General features: G+C 46.4%; 19 protein-coding genes. 1 reads left to right on the forward strand and 18 read right to left on the reverse strand.

The features are described 5' to 3' along the window. Positions 1-8: 8 nt before the first annotated feature. The 16 genes from BEP19_RS11570 to glpK all read right to left on the reverse strand — a co-directional run bounded on the left by BEP19_RS11570 (position 9) and on the right by glpK (position 17,235). Positions 9-455 (reverse strand): hypothetical protein, encoded by a 447-nt coding sequence (locus BEP19_RS11570; RefSeq protein WP_120190079.1) that lies wholly within the window; start codon positions 453-455, stop codon positions 9-11. A 140-nt stretch (positions 456-595) separates the two neighbouring features. Further along, positions 596-1,615 (reverse strand): LolA family protein, encoded by a 1,020-nt coding sequence (locus BEP19_RS11575; protein ID WP_120190080.1) that lies wholly within the window; start codon positions 1,613-1,615, stop codon positions 596-598. A gap of 98 nt (positions 1,616-1,713) precedes the next feature. Beyond that, positions 1,714-3,264 carry an NAD(P)H-hydrate dehydratase gene (locus tag BEP19_RS11580; protein ID WP_120190081.1) on the reverse strand — a complete coding sequence of 517 codons (1,551 nt, stop codon included), beginning with the start codon at positions 3,262-3,264 and terminating at the stop codon, positions 1,714-1,716. Between the two features lie 74 nt (positions 3,265-3,338). Beyond that, the gene (acpS, locus tag BEP19_RS11585) at positions 3,339-3,719 is read right to left on the reverse strand and encodes a holo-ACP synthase (RefSeq protein WP_120190082.1); all 381 of its coding nucleotides are present in this window, start codon (positions 3,717-3,719) and stop codon (positions 3,339-3,341) included. A gap of 118 nt (positions 3,720-3,837) precedes the next feature. Then, positions 3,838-5,586: a pyruvate kinase gene (pyk, locus tag BEP19_RS11590; protein ID WP_120190083.1), complete on the reverse strand. Its 1,749-nt coding sequence runs from the start codon at positions 5,584-5,586 to the stop codon at positions 3,838-3,840. Between the two features lie 14 nt (positions 5,587-5,600). After that, on the reverse strand, positions 5,601-6,557 hold the full coding sequence (pfkA, locus tag BEP19_RS11595; RefSeq protein ID WP_120190084.1) for a 6-phosphofructokinase: 957 nt from the start codon (positions 6,555-6,557) through the stop codon (positions 5,601-5,603). A 4-nt stretch (positions 6,558-6,561) separates the two neighbouring features. Continuing rightward, entirely contained in the window at positions 6,562-7,542 is a 981-nt protein-coding gene (locus BEP19_RS11600; RefSeq protein ID WP_120190085.1) for an ROK family glucokinase, read from the reverse strand. 211 nt (positions 7,543-7,753) lie between these two features. Next, positions 7,754-8,782 (reverse strand): sugar-binding transcriptional regulator, encoded by a 1,029-nt coding sequence (locus BEP19_RS11605; RefSeq protein ID WP_120190086.1) that lies wholly within the window; start codon positions 8,780-8,782, stop codon positions 7,754-7,756. Positions 8,783-8,991: 209 nt separating this feature from the next. Further along, on the reverse strand, positions 8,992-10,170 hold the full coding sequence (gene megL, locus BEP19_RS11610) for a methionine gamma-lyase (protein WP_120190087.1): 1,179 nt from the start codon (positions 10,168-10,170) through the stop codon (positions 8,992-8,994). 145 nt (positions 10,171-10,315) lie between these two features. Continuing rightward, the gene (locus tag BEP19_RS11615) at positions 10,316-10,573 is read right to left on the reverse strand and encodes a hypothetical protein (RefSeq protein WP_120190088.1); all 258 of its coding nucleotides are present in this window, start codon (positions 10,571-10,573) and stop codon (positions 10,316-10,318) included. A gap of 186 nt (positions 10,574-10,759) precedes the next feature. Then, complete coding sequence (locus BEP19_RS11620; protein WP_120190089.1) at positions 10,760-12,355, reverse strand: peptide chain release factor 3; 1,596 nt, start codon at positions 12,353-12,355, stop codon at positions 10,760-10,762. Positions 12,356-12,493: 138 nt separating this feature from the next. After that, positions 12,494-13,426 carry a S66 peptidase family protein gene (locus BEP19_RS11625; protein ID WP_120190090.1) on the reverse strand — a complete coding sequence of 311 codons (933 nt, stop codon included), beginning with the start codon at positions 13,424-13,426 and terminating at the stop codon, positions 12,494-12,496. 13 nt (positions 13,427-13,439) lie between these two features. After that, entirely contained in the window at positions 13,440-13,634 is a 195-nt protein-coding gene (locus tag BEP19_RS11630; protein ID WP_120190091.1) for a hypothetical protein, read from the reverse strand. Between the two features lie 283 nt (positions 13,635-13,917). Continuing rightward, positions 13,918-15,411, reverse strand: a complete 1,494-nt coding sequence (locus BEP19_RS11635; protein ID WP_120190092.1) for a leucyl aminopeptidase — start codon at positions 15,409-15,411, stop codon at positions 13,918-13,920. Positions 15,412-15,500: 89 nt separating this feature from the next. Further along, positions 15,501-15,638, reverse strand: a complete 138-nt coding sequence (gene ytzI / locus BEP19_RS11640; protein ID WP_120190093.1) for a YtzI protein — start codon at positions 15,636-15,638, stop codon at positions 15,501-15,503. A gap of 103 nt (positions 15,639-15,741) precedes the next feature. After that, positions 15,742-17,235: a glycerol kinase GlpK gene (gene glpK / locus BEP19_RS11645; RefSeq protein WP_120190094.1), complete on the reverse strand. Its 1,494-nt coding sequence runs from the start codon at positions 17,233-17,235 to the stop codon at positions 15,742-15,744. Between the two features lie 103 nt (positions 17,236-17,338). On the opposite strand from glpK, the gene BEP19_RS11650 reads away from it, so the two are divergent. Beyond that, positions 17,339-18,937: an amidohydrolase gene (locus BEP19_RS11650; RefSeq protein ID WP_120190095.1), complete on the forward strand. Its 1,599-nt coding sequence runs from the start codon at positions 17,339-17,341 to the stop codon at positions 18,935-18,937. 36 nt (positions 18,938-18,973) lie between these two features. Here the strand turns inward: BEP19_RS11650 and BEP19_RS11655 are convergent, their stop codons facing one another. Further along, on the reverse strand, positions 18,974-19,312 hold the full coding sequence (locus BEP19_RS11655; protein ID WP_120190096.1) for a phage holin family protein: 339 nt from the start codon (positions 19,310-19,312) through the stop codon (positions 18,974-18,976). 5 nt (positions 19,313-19,317) lie between these two features. Then, positions 19,318-20,277, reverse strand: coding sequence for an MBL fold metallo-hydrolase (locus BEP19_RS11660; protein ID WP_120190097.1), 960 nt, complete (start codon positions 20,275-20,277; stop codon positions 19,318-19,320). Positions 20,278-20,358 lie beyond the last annotated feature (81 nt).

Raw genomic sequence — 20,358 nt, forward strand, 5'->3', positions numbered from 1 at the left:
GTTGGATATCACCTTTTTCTCCCTTTACGAACTTTAGCCAATTGATCGTCAAGTCTCTGCGCAAAATCTTTGGAAACCATTAAATTTTCCTTCTTGCCATTCAAATTAAAAATAGGTTTCCATTGCGAAAGAGATTCTACATCTGTCAAATTGTACTGCCGTTCTTTTTTACCGAGTTTTACAATTAGTTCATCTCTCGTTAGAGTATATGTGGGCGATAACAAAAACTTGTACAAAAGGGGAGCGCCGCCGAGAAAAACAAACAGGGATCCGAATAAAAGAACTTTATATACCCCGCTATCAGGCGACATATAAACAGTCAATAAAAATACGGCGGTGATAAAGACAAGCGTTTCAACAACGCGATATAAGACCGGCCGATTTTGAAATATGCTTGAATAGGAAGCAAATTCTCTATAAAGCACTTGTTGTTTTGTCACTTTTGGTTTAGCCATTTCAACATCCACCTCCCCCAACTGACGATATTTTATTTCACTCTTAGAGTACCATATCCATGTCCATAAGCCAACAATCATGATCACAGTCACTTCCCTATAAGCAAGCAAAAAAAGGGCTTGCAAGGAAGCCCTTTTACTTATTTTCCAACTTGATTCAGAGTCGATTTGGCTACAGACATAAGCTCTTCCCGCGGAAGATCGCCAACGAGTAAATACTCAACGCCGTCGTGAGTCCACGTCATCGTTTTCTGTTTGTCTCCTACCATGACCGCAAGTGTCTCACCGAGATCAATGATTTCCCCGCTCGGAAAACTAGCGTGCGTCGCCTTCGGTCTTTCTTCAATTAGCGTATAGTTAAAATCTCCTTTATAACGAAGCACAAGTTGTGGTCCATCCGTCCCTTCCACTTTTTCAACGCCAAGGAAATTGACGCCGTGTGGTGTGTAAGAAGGTTGAATCACCCCAAAACTTCCCTGAACTTCTTCATCCGTTTTAGCCATCGTTGGCATACTCGAAGTTAGGCTGCTCGTCTCCAAATTCCGATCCTTACTAAATGAATTTTCATCAAATTGCGCGTCTTTCTCAAAATGTGTAAAATTGACCGTAACCATCACATTTTTGTTGGCATCCATCACATCCACTTTAACAGGCTGAAAGTCTTGCGTAAATACAACCTTTTGAGAAATAAGCGAATGGTTGTGGTAGTCTGCTTTCACGTCGAACACATAGTTCCCTTCATCCTCGACAAATTCTCTTTGCTCATCATCTGTGACACTCTTCACCAGCGATTCATAAAGGTAAACTTGGGCGTGGTTTTCAGGCCACCCGCTTTGGAAACGAAAACTTTTATTGAGATGCGGCGTTAACAGGAACACTCCTTCTTCATTGCGAAGGATCAACTGTGTAACATCTTTCGTCTTGGAAGTGAGCGCCACCCGATAGTAGTCGGGTTTTTGGTACCATACTTCCACATCATAGTTTTGTGGTTCCTTACCCGTTTGCAACGTTAATTCAGCATTCAATTTATATCCCGACATCTTTTCCATTTGCTTATTTAAATCAGCAACCGCATCACTGGCGCCTTTTGGACCACAACCAGTAGCTACTAGGGACAGTATAGCTATCAACATAACTAGCCATTTAAATCTTCTTCTCATTACACCAACATCCCCTTCGTCTGATTTTTACAACAATGACTTGAAGCGCGTATCAAGCTGTTTATTTAGACAAAGGAGGGTTTCCCCCGCGAGCGGGGTTAAAGTGTATGGTTATCGCGATCTTTTTGCGCGAGCGCTTGAAGGGCTTGACCGATCCATAAACCGAGATCAGATGCGCCGCCGCTATATTCATCCATCAGTTCCCCGGCCATTCCATGTACATAGACTGCGCACTGAAGACCCGCTAAAACATCGCCCGTCTGATTAATAAAAGAAGCGATCATTCCTGACAATACATCTCCTGAGCCACCTTTGGCTAAAGAAGAGCTCCCGCGCGGACTGACAAAACAAGTCCCTTGCGGAGTGGCAATGATCGAATAAGTCCCCTTTAACACCAGGTACACTCGATGTTGACGGGCAAATTTCACGGCAATTTGCTGGCGGTTTTCTTCCACTTCCTGTACGGTCATTTTCATTATGCGGGCGATTTCTCCAGGATGCGGCGTGAGAATCACAGGCATCCGATTTTCAGTCAGCGTGAGGTCTTGACCTAGCAGATTCAATGCATCCGCATCGAGCAATAACGGACCTGACGTGCGGTCAATCACTTGCTTTAACCAGTCAATATCCACTTCATGCCCAAGTCCTGGACCGACGACAACGCAATCATAACGAGGTTGATTCGTTGCCCGCAACGCTTCCCAGCTATGCGGGGCAAAGCTGCCTGCTTTATCCGCCCATGGCCAATAAACAGCTTCAGGTGTTAGACCGACAACCATCGATTGAATTGACTCAGGCAACGCAAGCGTCACCATCCCCGCTCCCGAACGAATCGCTCCTAATGCGGTTAACGCTGGGGCGCCGACATAAGATTGAGAACCCGCTATAACCAACACATGTCCATAGGAACCTTTATGGGAATGTCTCGCTCGTTTTGGGATCAATGTAGATATAAATTCATCTTGAAGCAAACGAGCCTTGATTCCCAACTCCTCCCCCACCCACGCGGGGATGCCAATATCGCGAACAATCAAGCGACCACAATGGCCCGCCCCCGGAAACAAAAAATGTCCCCATCTCGGACAAGCAAACGTAACGGTTAGGTCCGCGCTCACGGCCACGGAAGAAATGACGCCATTATCCGCGTTAATTCCGCTTGGGATATCGACCGAAACGATTGCAGCCCGATCTTTGCGCTTGTTTATTTCCATAACTACGCGCGCAGCCTCTTCGCGGAGGGACCCTTTTATCCCCGTACCGACAAGTCCATCGATAATAACGTCCGCCCCGCTAAGTTCGCGACAGAATAGATTCCACGATTTGGGTGTGAGTTTTTGGACATGGACACGACTTTGAACCAACGCCCGATAGGCGATCGCCGTATCTGCTGTCATCTTCTCTTCAGAACCGACCAGCCATGTGTTAACCGCAAAACCTCTATTTTGCAAATGCCTGGATAGCACGAACGCATCCCCGCCATTATTCCCGTGACCAGCAATGACGACAAGGCGCGCTTGCGGGTACCTCTGTTCCACTTCTTGGGCAACGGCTTGACCCGCCGTTTCCATGAGTACAATGCTAGGAATGCCGATTTTCTCTATGGCGAAGCGATCCATTTCTCGCATTTGCCGCGCATTCACCAAATACACAATTTTCCCTCCTAATCCTGCGATATATATTTATGTATGAACATGTCCAATTATGCTGACAAGTCTTATTCACGTTAAATTTCTTCGATAATCGCCTGCGCGACAGCATAGTCTTTTTCATGACTGATAGAAATATGAAAACGCATCCGATGCTGCGGATCATACGTTTCCAACCACTTCTCCGAAAGAAGCAGAACGGGCTTTCCCCATTCGTCGCTCGTAATCGTCATATCTTGCCAGCTCAATCTCTCTCCGATTCCCCAGCCCGTTGCTTTTGCGAAAGCTTCCTTAGTTGCGAATCTTCCCGCCACATAACTGATCCGACGAGTGCCCTGCGGCATCTCTTCTATTTCGCGAGGAGTTAATATGCGCGTCAAAAACTGATCGCCTAATCGCGAGACAGATGATTCAATGCGTCGTTTGTCACTAATATCAATGCCAATTCCTTTAATCATTGCTATAAACCTCCTTCACTCATTCAATCATTCATACATTTTTAAATAAAGAAGAAAAAAGGCCTCCTCCAAACCAATCGTGGTTAGAAGAAGCCCCTCTCTCTTACTAAATAATCTCTTATAGTACGCTTGAAAAGCCGTGGTAAATATGTCCTTGATGAGGGTCTACCGTTACTTCATCACCCTGTTTCAATAACGTGGTTACCGATTCAGCGCCGATGATTACTGGCTTGTCTAAATTTAGGCCAACGATTGCGGCGTGTGATGTGAGACCGCCTTCTTCCGTAACCAAAGCAGCCGCCTTTTCAATAAAGGAAATGACTCCTTTATCGGTCGATTTAGCGACAAGCACAGTTGTTTCATCAACAAGATCTTGCCAACCAGGCTCGCCCATAATGACAACTTTACCCGTGACAGACGTATCGCCAAAACCACGTCCGCGCGCCACAACTTTTCCAACGACATGAACTTTCAACATATTTGTATTACCCGGTTCTCTTACAGGCACTCCCGCTGAAATAACGATTAGATCACCATGCTTAATAATCTTTTCGCCAACAGCAGCTTGGATCGCCTTTTCCATCATCTCATCCGTGTTATCCGCGCTATCAAATAAAATCGGATAAACGCCCCAATTCAATAACAGTTGGTTTACAACATGCTTATGCGGAGTTACCGCTACAATAGGACAAGATGGACGTAGTCTGGAAACTGTATTTGCTGTGTAACCACTCTCAGTCGGAGTTAAAATCGCAGCCGCGTGTAAAGAGGATGCAGCTGAATAAACAGCCTGCCCCATCACATCCGTAATCGTCATCTTGTCACCTTGCCAGTCCCTTGCGCGCTCTTGATAAAGCGGAGAATTTTCAACACTGCGAGCAATTCGATCCATTGTTTTTACCGATTCAACCGGATATTTACCCGCTGCAGACTCGCCCGACAACATGATCGCGTCAGTACCGTCAAAGATAGCATTGGCTACGTCTGTTGCTTCCGCGCGCGTTGGTCGCGGATTCTTTTCCATTGAATCAAGCATGTGAGTAGCTGTAACGACAGGTTTACCGACTCGATTACACGCCTCAATTAACTTCTTTTGAATCAATGGCACATCTTCCGCCGGAATCTCCACTCCTAAATCACCGCGGGCAACCATTACACTGTCAACTGCCGCCAAGATTTCATCGGTGTTCCTTACGCCTTCTTCGTTTTCTATTTTAGCCATGATCGAGATATGGTTACCGCCATGCTCTTGTAATAATTGACGCATCTCAAACACGTCCGCCGCTTTTTGCACAAAGGAAGCCGCAATAATATCGACACCTTTGCTAACGCCAAACGCAATATCTTCAACATCTTTTGCCGTAATACTTGGTAGGTTCACCTTAACTCCAGGCAAGTTAACGCCTTTTCGGTTTTTAACAACACCGCCATCGACTACGCGGCAAACGATATCATTCCCTTTAATTTCTTCTACCACCAATTCAACATGTCCGTCATCAATTAAGACAGTCGATCCGACATGAACGTCGTTGGCAATATTTTGATACGAAACACTTACTTTTTCCTGTGTTCCTTCAATTTTCTCTGGTGTTAAAGTAAAAATATCACCGTCGTTTAAAACAATTTGATCGTCTTCAAACACACCGATTCGAATTTCAGGTCCTTGCGTATCCAACATAATCGCAATGTTATGATTTAATTCTTTAGCCACTTCTCGAATGCGATCAATTCGCATTGCATGGTCCTCATGCGTTCCGTGGGAGAAGTTAAGTCGAGCAACATTCATTCCCGCTAACATAAGCTCTCTTAATACTTCCGGTTGTTCACTTGCTGGTCCAATTGTACATACGATCTTCGTCTTTCTCATAACCACACCTCATCCTATATTGATAAACTTCTTGCCAAGTGATAAACAGACAGGTCAAGACCTTGTCGCTTATTCGTCGGGTCAAAGGAAACATGGACAAGCTTTCCAGATTGAATTCCAATCATGCCCTCTTTTTCCCCTTCGAGCAACAGATCCACTGCCTGAGCCCCCATCTTGCTAGCGATCATTCGATCGTAAGCAGTTGGGGAACCTCCGCGCTGCAGATGACCTAAAACAGTCACTCTCGTTTCTAATCCCGCGCGCGCTTCTAAGCTCTTGGCAATTTCCATGCCGCTGCAAACTCCTTCCGCAACGACAATAATGCTATGTCTCTTTCCACGCCTATTTCCGTGATCGATTCGCGCGATGACGTCCTCGACATCATAAGGAGCTTCAGGAATCAAAATTGACTCCGCTCCAACGCACAGCCCTGACCATAGGGCTATATCCCCAGCATCTCGCCCCATAACTTCGATCACATACGTTCGTTCATGGGATGATGCTGTATCTCTTATTTTATCAATGGCCTCGACAACTGTATTCACAGCTGTATCAAATCCAATGGTATATTCCGTACCGCGAATATCATTATCGATGGTCCCAGGAATACCGATTGTAGGAAATCCCCTTTTCGTTAACTGGGCAGCGCCTTGAAAAGAACCATCTCCGCCAATTACGATGAGCCCCTCAATCCCGGCCGCTCTCAATTGCCGTAGAGCTTCCTGTTGACTTTCCTCTTCCCGAAACTGTGGGCATCGAGCGCTACGCAACATCGTCCCGCCACGATGAATGATGTCGCCAACACTCCCTAAATCCATGGAAAAATAATCACCGCGCACAAGGCCTTCAAATCCCAGTCTCACCCCAAAGATCTCCATGCCTTGAAAAATTCCTCTTCTTACGATCGCGCGGATCGCGGGATTCATTCCCGGGGCATCTCCACCGCTTGTCAAAACAGCGATTTTTTTCATTCAGTTAATTTCCTCCATCTTCTCCTAGATTTCTATGTACAAGCCAAGCCGCGCCTAGCCAACCTGCCGTATTCCCAAGTTCAGCCGGCAAGAGCTCAACGCTCCGAGCCACTTGATCTAACGCATATGTACGAAATTGATCCCGAATCGGATTGAGGAAAAAAGAACCCGCGCGCGACACGCCGCCACCGATAACAATCTTTTCTGGATTAAGCGTATTCGAGAGATTAGCTAGCGCTAAACCAAGATAGTGACTCACTCGCTCCATGATCTTAATGGAAACTAAATCACCGTTCTTCGCCGCGTCAACCACGTCCCTCGCTGTAAGGGAACCTCTCGATTGGTCTAAAATCTGCCGTAACTGGGTAGCTTCTCCCGATTCAACAGCCGTCCGACCATAAAAAACGATCGCCGTAGCGGAAGCCTCTGTTTCTAGGCAACCGATGTTCCCGCAATTACAACGGCGTCCGATTTCAGGCCTAACCTTAAGATGCCCGATTTCACCCGCTAATCCGACAGCTCCGTGAAAAATATCGCCATTTAAAATGAGGCCGCCGCCAATTCCCGTTCCAACGGTCACACAGATTAAATGCGCAGCCCCTCTTCCGGCCCCTTGCCACATCTCGCCTAAAGCAGCAACGTTGGCGTCATTGTCTACAAAACAGGATACCCCTAAATATCGCTCAAGTTCAAATTTAATCGGCACATTCCGCCAACCAAGATTGACAATTTCAAAAGCGTACCCCTTTTTTACATCTAATAACGCTGGAACCCCCACACCTACTCCTATTACATCATGAATGGATAAGCCCGCTTGAAGTAAAAGATCCGATAATAATTGCTGAAAAGTCCGAAACACATCCTGATAAGGGCCCTTCGGGGTAGGGTGTTTAGTCTCGCCAATCACCGCTCCGTCCGTTGAGCAAATACCCATTTTAATCGTTGTGCCCCCAAGATCGATGCCCGCATAGACTTTTTTATTCATGGGATCGTTCCCTTCTGTTTGGATTCTTAGCCCTTTAACGGTTTAATTCAAAATATTTATTCCACTACTATAAATAACAGGGACTTCTTTGTAAATGCAGTTAATTCCAGTTTTTATTTTAGCTCAAATAGCGAATACTGACAACTTTCTTGCCTTTCAGGCTATTCTATCACACAATCCCTGTAAAGACATGGATCACCCTTGATTACAATTATAAATAGAGCGCTAGGATGCCTTTCGCCGCTGATTCATCCATAATCAAAACATCCATAAGACCACTTTTGGCGATCGCGTCAATTGCCTTCGCTTTGCCCGCTCCGCCAGCTAACCCAACGACAACGCGGGCGCTCTTGATCTGCTCCAGCTGCAACCCCATCGTTTCCATTCTGTAGACGATATTCCCATCTTGATCAAAATAATAACCAAATGCCTCGCCAACGGCATTGCCATTTTTTAATATCGTTAAAATTTCATCTGGCGCTTTGCGCCGAATAGCCATTTCCATTGCTTGACCAATCCCGTGAACAACAATTTTTGCGGAACGGATCAACGTCAACATCTCACGAATATAAGGATCCTTTTGCAACATTTCATAAGCAGCAGCGCCCAAAAAATCGGATACGTGGAACATACGATACTGGGCCCCGAGTTTACTCGCGCAACGCGCCGCAATATGGCTTGCTTGCAATTCCACATTTTCACCCAGTCCGCCACGAGCCGGGACGAATAAAACACTCGGGTATAAAGAAGACCCCGAGTTCATCATCTCAGCCATCATCGCCACGGTTGAGCCGCCTGTGACCGCAACGATATCATCTTCACTCAACACAGACAACAGAAGGCTTGCGGCCGTCCGCCCTAACTCTTTTTTGTCCAAATCCGACATCGCTGATTGACCTGGCGCCACGATTACGCGTTTAACATTTAAAATTTCTTGCAACTTCGTTTCATATTCAGATAAGCCATAAAGATCCTTAATCATCGATTCCAGCGACTCTAAAGTCGTTAAACCCTCGTCCGTTAAAGACATGCCGACATTCTCCACCCGAACGAAGCCTTGCTCTTTTAAAAACTCGACTTCGCCGCGAAGAATTCTTTCTGTCGTGTTTAAGGAAGCGGCTAAACTCCGCCGACCGATTGGCTGTTGGAGATAAATATTACGCAATACATGCAACCGCCTTTGCATGACATGGATTAGATCGGGAACTAACTTCAATTGAAGGGAAAAAAAGTCACGCATTAATCATGCTCCTTAATGAATTACACTTCGGCGAATCTAGGTCCAGATTTTCCCGCGGTGATCAACAAACGCAAGACAGGAAGGGCCCTCGCGATCTAGTAATTTGCGACATCCCATCCGCCGAAGCCTTCTAAAAGCCGAGGTCGCGCCTTTGGCCTCCCATTTTACACCATTATAATTTTTAGAGGGGAGTGAACGCAACACGATCGTTATTTTAACCCGAGGTTCAGATCGTCAATAATGTCTTCAACATCTTCAATCCCCACGGACAAGCGAATCAATCCATCGGAAATCCCCATCGCAGCTCGGACTTCGGGCGGGACCACCGCATGGGTCATCGTCGCCGGGTGTTGGATTAAACTATCCGCATCCCCTAGGCTGACAGCTATTTTGATCATTTTCAATTGATTTATAATCTCGGCAACTTGTGTTGTTCCACCCTCGATCTCAAAACTAACCAACCCACCAAAATCATTCAATTGACGACAACCAAGCTCATATTGTCTAAATGTCGCGAGACCTGGATAGTAAACACTTTTCACGCGCGGATGTTTTTCCAAAAACTTCGCGACCTCTAGGGCATTCGCGCAGTGGCGATCCATCCGAATACTAAGCGTCTTTAACCCTCGGTTTAATAGAAAGGCTTCATTCGGTCCAAGCGCTGACCCGACATCTTTGAGGGTCGTTTGACGCAATCGGTCCATCTCACGCTTTGATCCGACGGCAACCCCCGCGATCAGGTCTCCATGTCCACCTATATATTTCGTCGCGCTGTGGACCACAAAGTCTGCTCCCATTTCTAATGGACGCTGCAAATAAGGGGTCATAAATGTATTATCCACAATCAGCTTTGCGTTATGTTGTTTAGCCAGTTTTGAAATTTTTCGCAAGTCCGCCATTTCCAGCGTAGGATTGATCGGTGTTTCAATATAGATCAGCCGCGTATTCGGTTGAATCGCGTTTGCAACCTGCTGTTCATCGCGCATATCCACTAAACTGAATTCAACACCAAATCGCTCCTTCAACATGACCAATAACCCATAGGCGCAACCATACAAACCGCGTGAGCAAAGAATATGTTCACCACTCTTAATCAGTCCAATCATTAAAGCGGAAATGGCCCCCATACCTGAGCTAAATGCGAGCGCAGCTTCGCCATTTTCTAAAGCAGCCATCTTTTGCTCAAACAGAGCTACGGTTGGATTGCCAAGCCGCGAGTAAATATAACCTGGCTTTTCTCCCGCAAATTTTTGCGCGCCATCCTCTAATGAATCAAATACGAACGTAGATGTTTGATAAATGGGTGTGGTTAATGAGCCTGTCTGGGGCTCCACAATTTGTCCCGCATGGATCGCTAATGTTGAAAAACCTTTCTGTTTCTTTTTCATCGGCATCCCCTCTTCATTAAATTATCGCCTCATGACTAAGGTATGCCGCCTATCTAAAAAAGGAACTGTCAAACCAAAGCAAGCCTATGACGCTAAGATCTGAGGTTCCCTCCCTCTTGCCGCCATAGGCTTGTTACTAGTCACACTAAGCTGTCGTTGTAAAGATCAATTTCCGCTTCGTCTTCCCAACTTTTAACTGATCCCATATTTTAGGCTTGTCCGTAATTAACTCAACCAACTCACCTTTATCATCGTAAATGTAGATGACCCCATCGCCATCGAATTCTGTATCACACTGTAAACAATACCAATGTTTTTCTCTTAAAATATAATTAACTTGCGCGCGCTCTTGGCAAACGGGACAGGGTCTTCCAGGGTTTGTTTCGATACCTTTGTTTCCCATCTTCAACTACTCCTTTTATAAATATATCTATTACCTTACGGCAGTCATTCATCTACACTAACTTAAAACGATTGCTTATAAGAAATATTACGAAACAAGCTTAAAAAAGTTTCGCTTTTTTTCAAAACAAAAAGGGCACTCCACAGGAATACCCTTTTATCCAGCCTATTTATAAGCTTTCGTCCATCATTTTAGCGGCGTATCGTAAAACTCAAGTTCAGGATATCGTTCTTGAGCCCAGCGTAAACCAAACTCATTTTGGAATAAAGCGACCAGTCGATCTTCTTTATCCCGAACGACTACATTACTGCCGCCGGCAAAGCCCTCTACCTGTTTTTTGGTTCCGCCAATCCAACGGGCGTACTCATAGGGGAGGTGCTGCATCGTCACATCCACGCCGTATTCAGCCTTCATCCGATACTCAAACACCTCGTATTGAAGCACACCGACAACCCCTAATATCATTTCATCCATACCCGAGTTATAGGACCGATATATTTGAATCGCGCCTTCATCAGTCAATTGATCGACACCTTTATGGTATTGCTTGTATTTCATGGCGTCTTTAACCGTCACCCGAGCGAAATGTTCTGGAGCAAACTCTGGCATTTCGTCGTAGACAAAATTAGCCCCCGCGCAAAGCGTATCGCCAATTTTGAAAACTCCCGGATCATATAACCCGATAATATCTCCTGGATAAGCATCTTCCACCATTTCACGATCCTGAGCAAAAAACTGTTGCGGTTGGGAAAGCTTAATCGTTTTTCCAGCTCGAACATGGGAAACAGCCATTCCCTTCGTAAAGACCCCTGAACATATCCGCAAAAATGCGATTCGATCACGGTGAGCCGGATTCATATTGGCTTGAATTTTAAAGACATAGCCTGAAAAATGCTCGTTCGTCGGTTCAATCGGTCCGATGTCACTCACCCTCGCAACGGGAGCCGGCGCCAATTTTAGAAAATGGTCCAAAAAGGTTTGCACACCAAAATTGTTGATCGCGCTACCAAAAAACACAGGCGTAAGCTCGCCCTTTTGCACTTGCTCCATATCAAATGGATCCCCCGCTATATCCAACAATTCGATGTCTTCCATGACCTTTTCATAAAGGGATTCACCTAACAAATCAAGTAAAGCGGAGCGATTTCCGTCAACCACTTCCACCTCGTCCCTTTCATGATAGCTACCATGTTTATAGAGCTCAACCCGATTTAGATTTCGATCGTAAATCCCTTTAAAATCATGACCCATTCCAATCGGCCAATTCATCGGACACGAGCGAATATCGAGCACTTCCTCTAATTCTTCCAACAATTCCAGCGGCTCTTTCCCATCACGGTCCAGTTTATTGATAAATGTAAAAATAGGGATCCCGCGCATACGACAGACCGCAAATAGTTTCTTCGTCTGTTCCTCCACCCCACGCGACGCATCAAGCAACATCACCGCGCAATCCGCGGCAGTGACCGTTCGATACGTATCTTCACTAAAGTCTTGGTGACCGGGGGTATCAAGAATATTCACTTTGATCCCCTGATAAGTAAATTGCATCGCGCTTGAAGTAACCGAAATCCCTCTTTGCTTCTCAATCTCCATCCAGTCAGATGTCGCCGTCTTTTGCGCTTTACGCCCTTTAACCGCTCCCGCCAATCGGATTGCCCCGCCAAACAAAAGCAATTTCTCCGTCAAGGTCGTTTTTCCCGCATCCGGGTGAGAGATGATCGCAAAGGTTCGCCTGCGTTCAATTTCCTTTTTTAAATTATTTTTATTTTTATCCGTCATAAAAGTCTCCTTGCATCATCAAAATCCATCGTTCTATTTTACATAGTTATTTTCGAAAACACAATCTTGTTCCGAAGATCTCGTTGGGACTTCCGTCAAAAACAGAAAACGGCCTCCCATCATGGAGACCGTTTTTATTTAGACTACTCCGCCTTCAAGGAATTCAATCCAGCCTTCAGCAGCATTCAGTCTTGTTTCAACGCCAATGGGCATCGTTAAATTGGGGTCGCAATGCCCCGCCTTCAGTCCATAATAGCAAGGGATTCCTAACGGTTTTAAAATATCCGCAAACACTTGCTCAAGCGTAAGACTTTTCTTTTTGGGCGGCGATGGGGCAGGATCAAAGTCAGCTAGAACGATTCCAGCTGAAACTTGCAACTTCCCCGCAAGTTTCAATTGACTCAACATCCGATCGATTGCATAAGGTTCCTCGCCTACATCTTCGAGAAATAAAATCCGACCTGTCGTCTCGATCTCGTAGGGAGTGCCTAACGTAGCGCAAATCAAGCTTAAATTCCCTCCAACTAACGGTCCTGTTGCCATCCCTGGGGTCATGACGCATTGCAACATATCTTTCGGCTCAACATAACGGCCCCATGGACAAGGATCCATCACATGTTGGAATAAAGTCGGCCATGTCATCGGGGCAGGCTCATTCGCCAATTCCGCGATCATCGGTCCGTGAAACGTGACAAGCCCCGCATATTTCAAGATAGCGAGGTGTAACGCTGTAATATCACTATACCCGACAAACACTTTGGGACAACGCCGAATGAGATCATAATCAATCGCTTCCAAAATTCGAGGCGTTCCATAACCCCCACGCATACAAAAGATCGCTTTTACCTCTGGATCAGCAAACATTCGATTGATATCGTTGGCCCGCAGCTGATCCGATCCCGCTAAGTAACCGTATTGGGCGCTCACCGTGTCGCCTAGTTTCAGATTAAACCCGAAATCCTGAAGCGCAGTGAGCGCCGTTCTCGCAACCTTATCCAAAACGGGACTCGCAGGCGCAATCACGCCAATCGTGTCGCCTAACGATAACGCCTTCGGTTTAACCAAGCGCATCTTATCAAGCTCCCTATATTTTGCGAATACTCTTGATTTGGGTATCCAACACCGTGTTGATTTCGCCGGTATGCAATTTGACCTCCGCCATGCAACAATCCGGACTGATCCAGCTAAGCAAACCTTTGATCTTCCCTTTTGACTTCGTTTGAATTTCAATCACATGCCCCAGATTCTCTTCCAAGCGCCTTTTCACGACTTCATTCATCGATCTAAGCCTCCCCAAATTGACTTAAGTATCTCTAAAGACAAATGCTGCTAAGCTACATATACAACAAAAGCCAAAAGCCAAAAAAGCGGTGAACCATTATGTTTATTATTACGGGGTAAGTAGAAAAGCGGGAACGCACAAAAAACTGATGCTCCCCTCAATCCTATTAAGACTTAGCAAATTCATAGCGCATCATATCGCATTATGCAACTATATCTTACAGTCGAAAAGGGGTTTTGTAAAGTGTATAAACGATGCTTTTTTATATCATTTTGCGCGCTTAAATAGAGTCGCTCGGGGCAATCAATTCAAGCAAGGCTCGCGTCATCACACCAGTCGCTCCAGCCGGATGATGTCCCTGATCTTTTTTCGTGGTCACGGTACCCGCTATATCCAAATGAACCCATGGCGTATCTTCAGCAAAGGCGCCAATAAAAATACCGCCTTGGATACATCCGGCTGGACGACCCGCGTCATTTTTCAGATCCGCAATCTCACTTTCAAGGTATTCTTGATATTCTTCAAAGTTCGGAAGTTCCCACACTTTTTCTCCCGTTACTTGAGCCGCTTGCTTCACCTGATCCGCCCACGTCGCTTGATTCGTAATTAACCCGGTCGCCGCATAGCCCAATGCGGAAATCACCGATCCCGTTAACGTCGCGACATCGACTAACTTCGTTGCCCCGAGATGTTTCGCATAGGCAACGCCATCAGCCAAGATCAATCTCCCCTCTGCGTCTGTGTGGATGACTTCGATCGTCTTTCCCGAAAAGGAGGGTATCACATCGGATGGTTTAACGTTATTGCCAGCAACCATATTTTCGCAAGCGGGCACAACAGCGATCACGTTCGTTTGCGGTTGCAAGGCCCCGATTCCGTCCATGGCGGCGATGACCGCTGCCGCTCCACCCATATCGGTTTTCATTTCTTCCATGCCTTCATCAGGCTTCACCTGGATCCCGCCTGTATCAAAGGTAATTCCCTTTCCAACGAGACCAATCACTTCCTTGCTCGCTGGATTCCCGTGATACTTCATCACGATCATTTTTGGCTCATTAGCCCCCGCCTTTCCGACGGCCAAAAGCGCGCCCATTCCCATCTGTTCGATTTCCTGTTTATGTAACACATTAACTTCTAGATTTCTTCGTAACGCTACTTCTTCAGCCCTTCTAGCTAATGCGGCAGGCGTCAATAGATTACTCGGCTCATTAACGAGATCTCGAGCAAGCTTGGTCGCCTCTGCTGCGGCTTTCGCTCGTTTGATCGCTTTCTGAATCGACTCCTGATCCAACGCGGCATCAATCACAAGCGTCATCTCTTCAAATGTATCCTTTGATTGCGTCGCTTGCTTGTATCCCGCAAATCGGTAGGCGCCAAGTTCAACCCCTTCAATCGCCGCGCGGACCACCTTCGTCGGTTCTCCTAACTGCTCAGAAACACTAAAAGTGAAGCGGCTGATTCCTTTATCCCGAACAAAACGGGCAGCAATACCGAGCGCATCACGCAGCTTATCTAGCGTAAATTTTTGCTCGTTGCCAACCCCCACAACCAGCGTACGTTTCGCGGGAATTTGACCCCAGTTGTACAACAGCGTCATTTCCCCAAATTTTCCTTTCACTTCTCCAGACGCGATTAATTCGGAAAGGCGGTTTTGAAGAGCCTCGTCTACTTCTTTCAAAGATCCTTTTGCGCTTTGTTGCCCTTCGTACATTGTCAGGACAAGACAATCCGCGGCAAGTTCTGAAATGGTTTCTGTCGTTGTCTTCACTTCCATGTTATTTAACCTCCTTTTTTTGTGAAAGCGGTTTCTATTTTATGTAGCGCCATTCCCCTTTATCAGTATAAAGGGTATGGTCTGCTGTTCTATTCTTGTATGTCTTGTTTGGGAAGTTCATCCACGGTTTGTTTGTACGAATAGCCTCCTTTTAAATAGGCTAGCGATAAACCGATCATTCCAATACACATTCCAATACTAATCGCCATAATAACACCCAATGTCACCGATCATCATCTCCTCGTTATTCTATGGAGAATAGGATACCAAAAAAATGAGCGTTAAGCACTTGTTTTCTTGATTGCGACAATGCCAACAATATTGAACTGTCTAATGCTTAAAACTCAAAGTAGACGCCACCGCCTGCTTCCAACCCGCATAAAGCCGTTCACGGACAAGCCTGTCCATGGCTGGCTGAAAGCGCTGCTCGATCTCCTTATTCCCTACAATTTCCTGTTTGCTTTCCCAAAACCCAACCGCTAAACCGGCCAGATAAGCCGCTCCAAGCGCGGTCGTTTCCTGAACAGCGGGCCGCTCGACTAACGTATTTAATAGATCTGCCTGAAATTGCATCAAAAAGTCATTCGCCGCGGCGCCGCCGTCAACCGCTAACCGTTGCAATTGAATCCCGCTGTCTGCCTCCATCGCCTCTAACACATCTCTCGTTTGATAGGCGAGCGACTCGACAGCGGCTCGCGTGATATGCGCTTGTGTCACGCCGCGAGTCAGACCAAAGATCGCCCCTCTCGCGTCCATATCCCAGTAAGGCGCGCCGAGCCCAACAAAGGCGGGCACAAAATAGACCCCTTCATTATCTGGAATGGCCAGACAATGATCCTCTGAATCCGCCGCTTGTTTAATAATCTTCAACCCGTCTCGCAACCATTGCACAGCAGCCCCGGCCACAAAAATACTGCCCTCTAACGCATATTCAATTTGACCATCGATTCCCCAAGCGATCGTTGTCAGCAAACCATGTTGAGAGCGCACAGCCTGAGCCCCGGTGTTCATCAGCATAAAACAACCGGTTCCATACGTGTTCTTGGCCATCCCCTTCTCAAAACAGGCCTGACCAAATAAAGCAGCCTGCTGGTCACCGGCAATCCCCGCGATTGGAATATCCCCTGTCAACCATGTTGAAGAAACGTTTCCGTAGATTTCGCTGGATGACTTCACAACTGGCAGCATGGAACGGGGAATCGACATCAACGCTAGTAATTCCTCATCCCATTCCAACGTATGAATATTAAACAGCAACGTCCGCGAGGCATTGGAGTAGTCAGTGACATGTTTCTTTCCATCCGTTAGCTTCCAAATCAACCACGTGTCTACCGTCCCAAACAAAAGCTCACCGCGTTCCGCCCGTTCTCGGGCCCCTGCCACTTGATCAAGGATCCACTGCGCTTTTGTGCCTGAAAAATAAGCGTCGATCAATAATCCCGTCTTTTCGCGAATGAGCGGATCATACCCTTTTTTCTTTAAATCATGACAAATATCGGCTGTTTGTCTACTTTGCCAAACGATCGCATTGTAAATAGGCTGACCCGTTTGACGATCCCACACAACCGTTGTCTCCCGTTGATTCGTAATGCCAATCGCGGCGATTTGCTCAGCAGACACCTGGTGGTCAGCCAACACCGTTTGCAGCGCTTCCCACTGCGTCGCCCAAATTTCTACAGGGTCATGTTCAACCCAACCGGGTTGCGGATAATACTGTATAAATTCCTTTTGAGCCGAACCCACTATTTTTCCCGCATGATCGAATAAAATCGCCCGCGAACTAGTCGTTCCTTGATCAAGCGCAAGCACATACTTTCTCCCCACCAACGCTACCCCCTTTACATCGAAATGTTATACTGCTTACTCAAGACTTTTCGGCAAAAATATTTTAAACTAACGATAACAAGAACAACACGGGAGGGAGCCAATGAAAACAATTTTAAGCAACGGAACCATCTTTGCATCTGCTCATTTTCAAGCTGTGGAAGCTCTCTATATTGAAAATGGAAGAATAGCCGCTTTCGGTTCCAAGTCTGAGATCATGCTCCAATTTTGCCGACCCGATGTAACAGTGATCGACTTAGCGGGAGCTTTTGTGTACCCAGGCTTCGTAGATAACCACCTTCACTTGCCTGGACATGGGATGAGACTCTCCATGTTAGATTTGTCTGTCGCTTCTTCAAAAGCCGAGATGTTCACGCTTTTGAAAAAGCAAGTCCAGCAAACGCCGCCAGGGGAATGGGTACTCGGATTAAACTGGGATGAAAATCAATTTCCATGTCAGTCGATCCCAAACATCCAGGAACTAGACACCCTCTCAGATAATCATCCGATTTTTTTAACCCGAACATGCACCCACGCTTACCTTGCCAATACGAACGCTTTCCAACGAGCTGGAATTAGGGTCGGGCAAAATGATCCTCCAAATGGTTCATTTGGTCGGGACACAGCAGGGAGGTTCAATGGGCTCCTCTATGAACAAGCGGCTAAACCTTTTTATGAGGCGCAACCTACACCAGATTACGAGGCCCAAAAAACCTTTACGCAAAAAGCGATCCAACACGCCCTTCAACTCGGTTTAACCGCCGCGCACACGGAAGATTTACGTTACTTAGGAAGGATGGATGCGTTGCTGCGTATATACAGAGAACTGCGCGAGGAGGGGCATCTTTTTCGAACGAACCATCTCATCTACCACCCGCATTTACCTGAATTAGATGATCTGCAATTAAAAGCGGGTGACGGGGACGAGTGGCTGCGAATCGGGGCGGTAAAGATATTTGCCGACGGAGCGATTGGCGGGAGAACTGCATTGTTAAGCTCCCCATACCATGACTCTCCGCAAACGAGCGGAATCGCGATGCATACCCAAGCAGAGTTCGACCACCTTACCCAACAGGCTCGCAAACGGAAAATCCCGATTGCGGTCCATGCCATTGGCGATGGCGGGATCGAAATTGCCTTGCGCTCAATGGAGCGTTTCCCTGCTCAAAAAGCGTCATCCTATCGCGATCGATTGATTCACGTCCAAGTCATTCGACCCGAACAGATCGAACGATTAAAACAGCTCCATGTCGCGGTCGATATCCAACCTCGATTTGTCGCTAGTGATTTTCCTTGGGTAATAGACCGTGTCGGTCCTGAACGGACAGACTTCCTTTATCCGTGGAAAACATTGATCGACGCGGGAATTATTTGCGGAGGCGGCAGCGACGCGCCGATCGAACCGCTTGATCCTTTATTAGGAATTCACGCCGCCATCACCCGTCGCAAACCGAAAGAATCCCACGCAGGCTATCTTGTTCAGCAAAAACTAAATCGCCTCGAAGCTATTCGCTTGTTCACGCTGGGCGGCGCCCAGACGGCAACGGAAGAACAGGAACGCGGCAGCATCGAAATTGGAAAATACGGTGACCTAACCGTATTAGACCGCAACCTATTTACCGTAGACGTTGATAAAATTCTTGACGCGCAAACAAAGCTAACAATCGTTAACGGAAGAATAGCTTACCGTAATGGGTTATAAGGAACCGACTAGGGCCCTTGCAAGGGCCCTAGTCTTTTAATCTTTAATCATTCCGTTTAGAATACTGCTCACAATCGTCGTGATAATTGCGCCCCAAAATGCCCCCCACATACTGTAGATCTCGAAACCAGGCACAAGAAGCGATGTAAACCAATACGTAAAAGCGTTAATCACGAGTAAAAATAAGCCAAAACTTAAAATTGTGACAGGTAACGTAAAAATAACTAACAACGGTTTAATCGTCATATTCACTAGACCCAAAATAAAAGCGGCTACCAAAGCGGCGCCAAACCCGCTCAGATGAATACTATCTAACAACCACGCCGCTGCCCACAGTGAAACTCCACTTATAAGAAACCTTACGAACCATTTCATTTTCCTCACCTCATATATAAAATTGTTCCGTTCGCATCCACCCTTTTTGTTAGTTGACTCGCTTCTTGTAAGTAGCGAAGATGGGCGATCGTCTCGCCTAGCGCAAAACGAATTTCATGGATAGACAACTCCCGCCGAAACAACTTTTGACAAATTTGATAAGCATCCAACTCCTGATCAATCAAGTTGAACAACTCGCGTAATCGTTGCTGATGATGGTCTATCAATTGTTCGATTCGATCATGCGTATCATGGAAAATAGGTCCATGACCTGGTAGCGTCACCTCAATCTCCCTCTTCTTCACTTCTTCCATTGACACTAAAAAAGAAGCTAACGGATTGTCGTCTCCCTTTCCAAGATAAGATACATTAGGCGTAATCTTCTTTAATAATAGATCGCCGCCAAACAATATTTTTCTCTCAGGTTGATAGAAACAAAGATGGCCTTCCGCATGCCCAGGTGTTGAAATCGCTTCATACAAATGATCCCCTATCGGGACAGCGGTTTGTTCAATGACTTGAATATCTTGAGGGAAGGGCCGCGTAAGCGAAAAAAACATTTGATCATTTTTCGCCATCTCTTGATTTAGATGTTCGGGCAGGCCATTCACTCTATAAAAGCGTCGGTTTTCTTTATAACGTTGTTCCGTCCATGTCGACAAAGCCTGCGCTTTCCCTTGCTTACTCATATGTACCGCTGCGCCTGTCCATTCCTGCAATGTTCCCGCAAACCCAAAATGGTCCGGGTGAAAGTGGGTCAGAACAATCCGTTCAACGTCTCGCCTCGGGTCAATTTTATATTCTCGGAATACCCGCTTCCAAGCCTGCTCCGTTTCTTCTGTATGTAACCCGCTATCGATGATGGTCCATCCATTGTTTCCCTGCGCCAGATAGCAATGGACATGGTCCAAACGGAACGGCAAAGGCAGTGTAACCTGATGAATTCCAACTGTTTTTTCTGACATCCACGGCCACCCTCCTTATTTACCCATTTTAACATAATTGTTACGCGCCGCTAAAAGGAAGAAAGAGCCGACCTGTCCTTT

Source organism: Ammoniphilus oxalaticus, assembly GCF_003609605.1.
Taxonomy (GTDB): Bacteria; Bacillota; Bacilli; order Aneurinibacillales; family RAOX-1; genus Ammoniphilus; species Ammoniphilus oxalaticus.

Excerpts from the sequence above, each read along its gene's own strand:
- BEP19_RS11605 (WP_120190086.1), bottom strand. The coding sequence starts at position 8,782 with ATGCGTGACTTTTTTTCCCTTCAATTGAAGTTAGTTCCCGATCTAATC.
- BEP19_RS11635 (WP_120190092.1), bottom strand. The coding sequence starts at position 15,411 with ATGGAAGTGAAGACAACGACAGAAACCATTTCAGAACTTGCCGCGGAT.
- pyk (WP_120190083.1), bottom strand. The coding sequence starts at position 5,586 with ATGAGAAAGACGAAGATCGTATGTACAATTGGACCAGCAAGTGAACAA.
- acpS (WP_120190082.1), bottom strand. The coding sequence starts at position 3,719 with ATGATTAAAGGAATTGGCATTGATATTAGTGACAAACGACGCATTGAA.
- BEP19_RS11575 (WP_120190080.1), bottom strand. The coding sequence starts at position 1,615 with ATGAGAAGAAGATTTAAATGGCTAGTTATGTTGATAGCTATACTGTCC.
- BEP19_RS11620 (WP_120190089.1), bottom strand. The coding sequence starts at position 12,355 with ATGACGGATAAAAATAAAAATAATTTAAAAAAGGAAATTGAACGCAGG.
- BEP19_RS11655 (WP_120190096.1), bottom strand. The coding sequence starts at position 19,312 with ATGAAATGGTTCGTAAGGTTTCTTATAAGTGGAGTTTCACTGTGGGCA.
- BEP19_RS11650 (WP_120190095.1), top strand. The coding sequence starts at position 17,339 with ATGAAAACAATTTTAAGCAACGGAACCATCTTTGCATCTGCTCATTTT.
- BEP19_RS11600 (WP_120190085.1), bottom strand. The coding sequence starts at position 7,542 with ATGAATAAAAAAGTCTATGCGGGCATCGATCTTGGGGGCACAACGATT.
- BEP19_RS11660 (WP_120190097.1), bottom strand. The coding sequence starts at position 20,277 with ATGTCAGAAAAAACAGTTGGAATTCATCAGGTTACACTGCCTTTGCCG.
- BEP19_RS11570 (WP_120190079.1), bottom strand. The coding sequence starts at position 455 with ATGGCTAAACCAAAAGTGACAAAACAACAAGTGCTTTATAGAGAATTT.
- BEP19_RS11615 (WP_120190088.1), bottom strand. The coding sequence starts at position 10,573 with ATGGGAAACAAAGGTATCGAAACAAACCCTGGAAGACCCTGTCCCGTT.
- megL (WP_120190087.1), bottom strand. The coding sequence starts at position 10,170 with ATGAAAAAGAAACAGAAAGGTTTTTCAACATTAGCGATCCATGCGGGA.
- BEP19_RS11625 (WP_120190090.1), bottom strand. The coding sequence starts at position 13,426 with ATGCGCTTGGTTAAACCGAAGGCGTTATCGTTAGGCGACACGATTGGC.
- BEP19_RS11630 (WP_120190091.1), bottom strand. The coding sequence starts at position 13,634 with ATGAATGAAGTCGTGAAAAGGCGCTTGGAAGAGAATCTGGGGCATGTG.
- pfkA (WP_120190084.1), bottom strand. The coding sequence starts at position 6,557 with ATGAAAAAAATCGCTGTTTTGACAAGCGGTGGAGATGCCCCGGGAATG.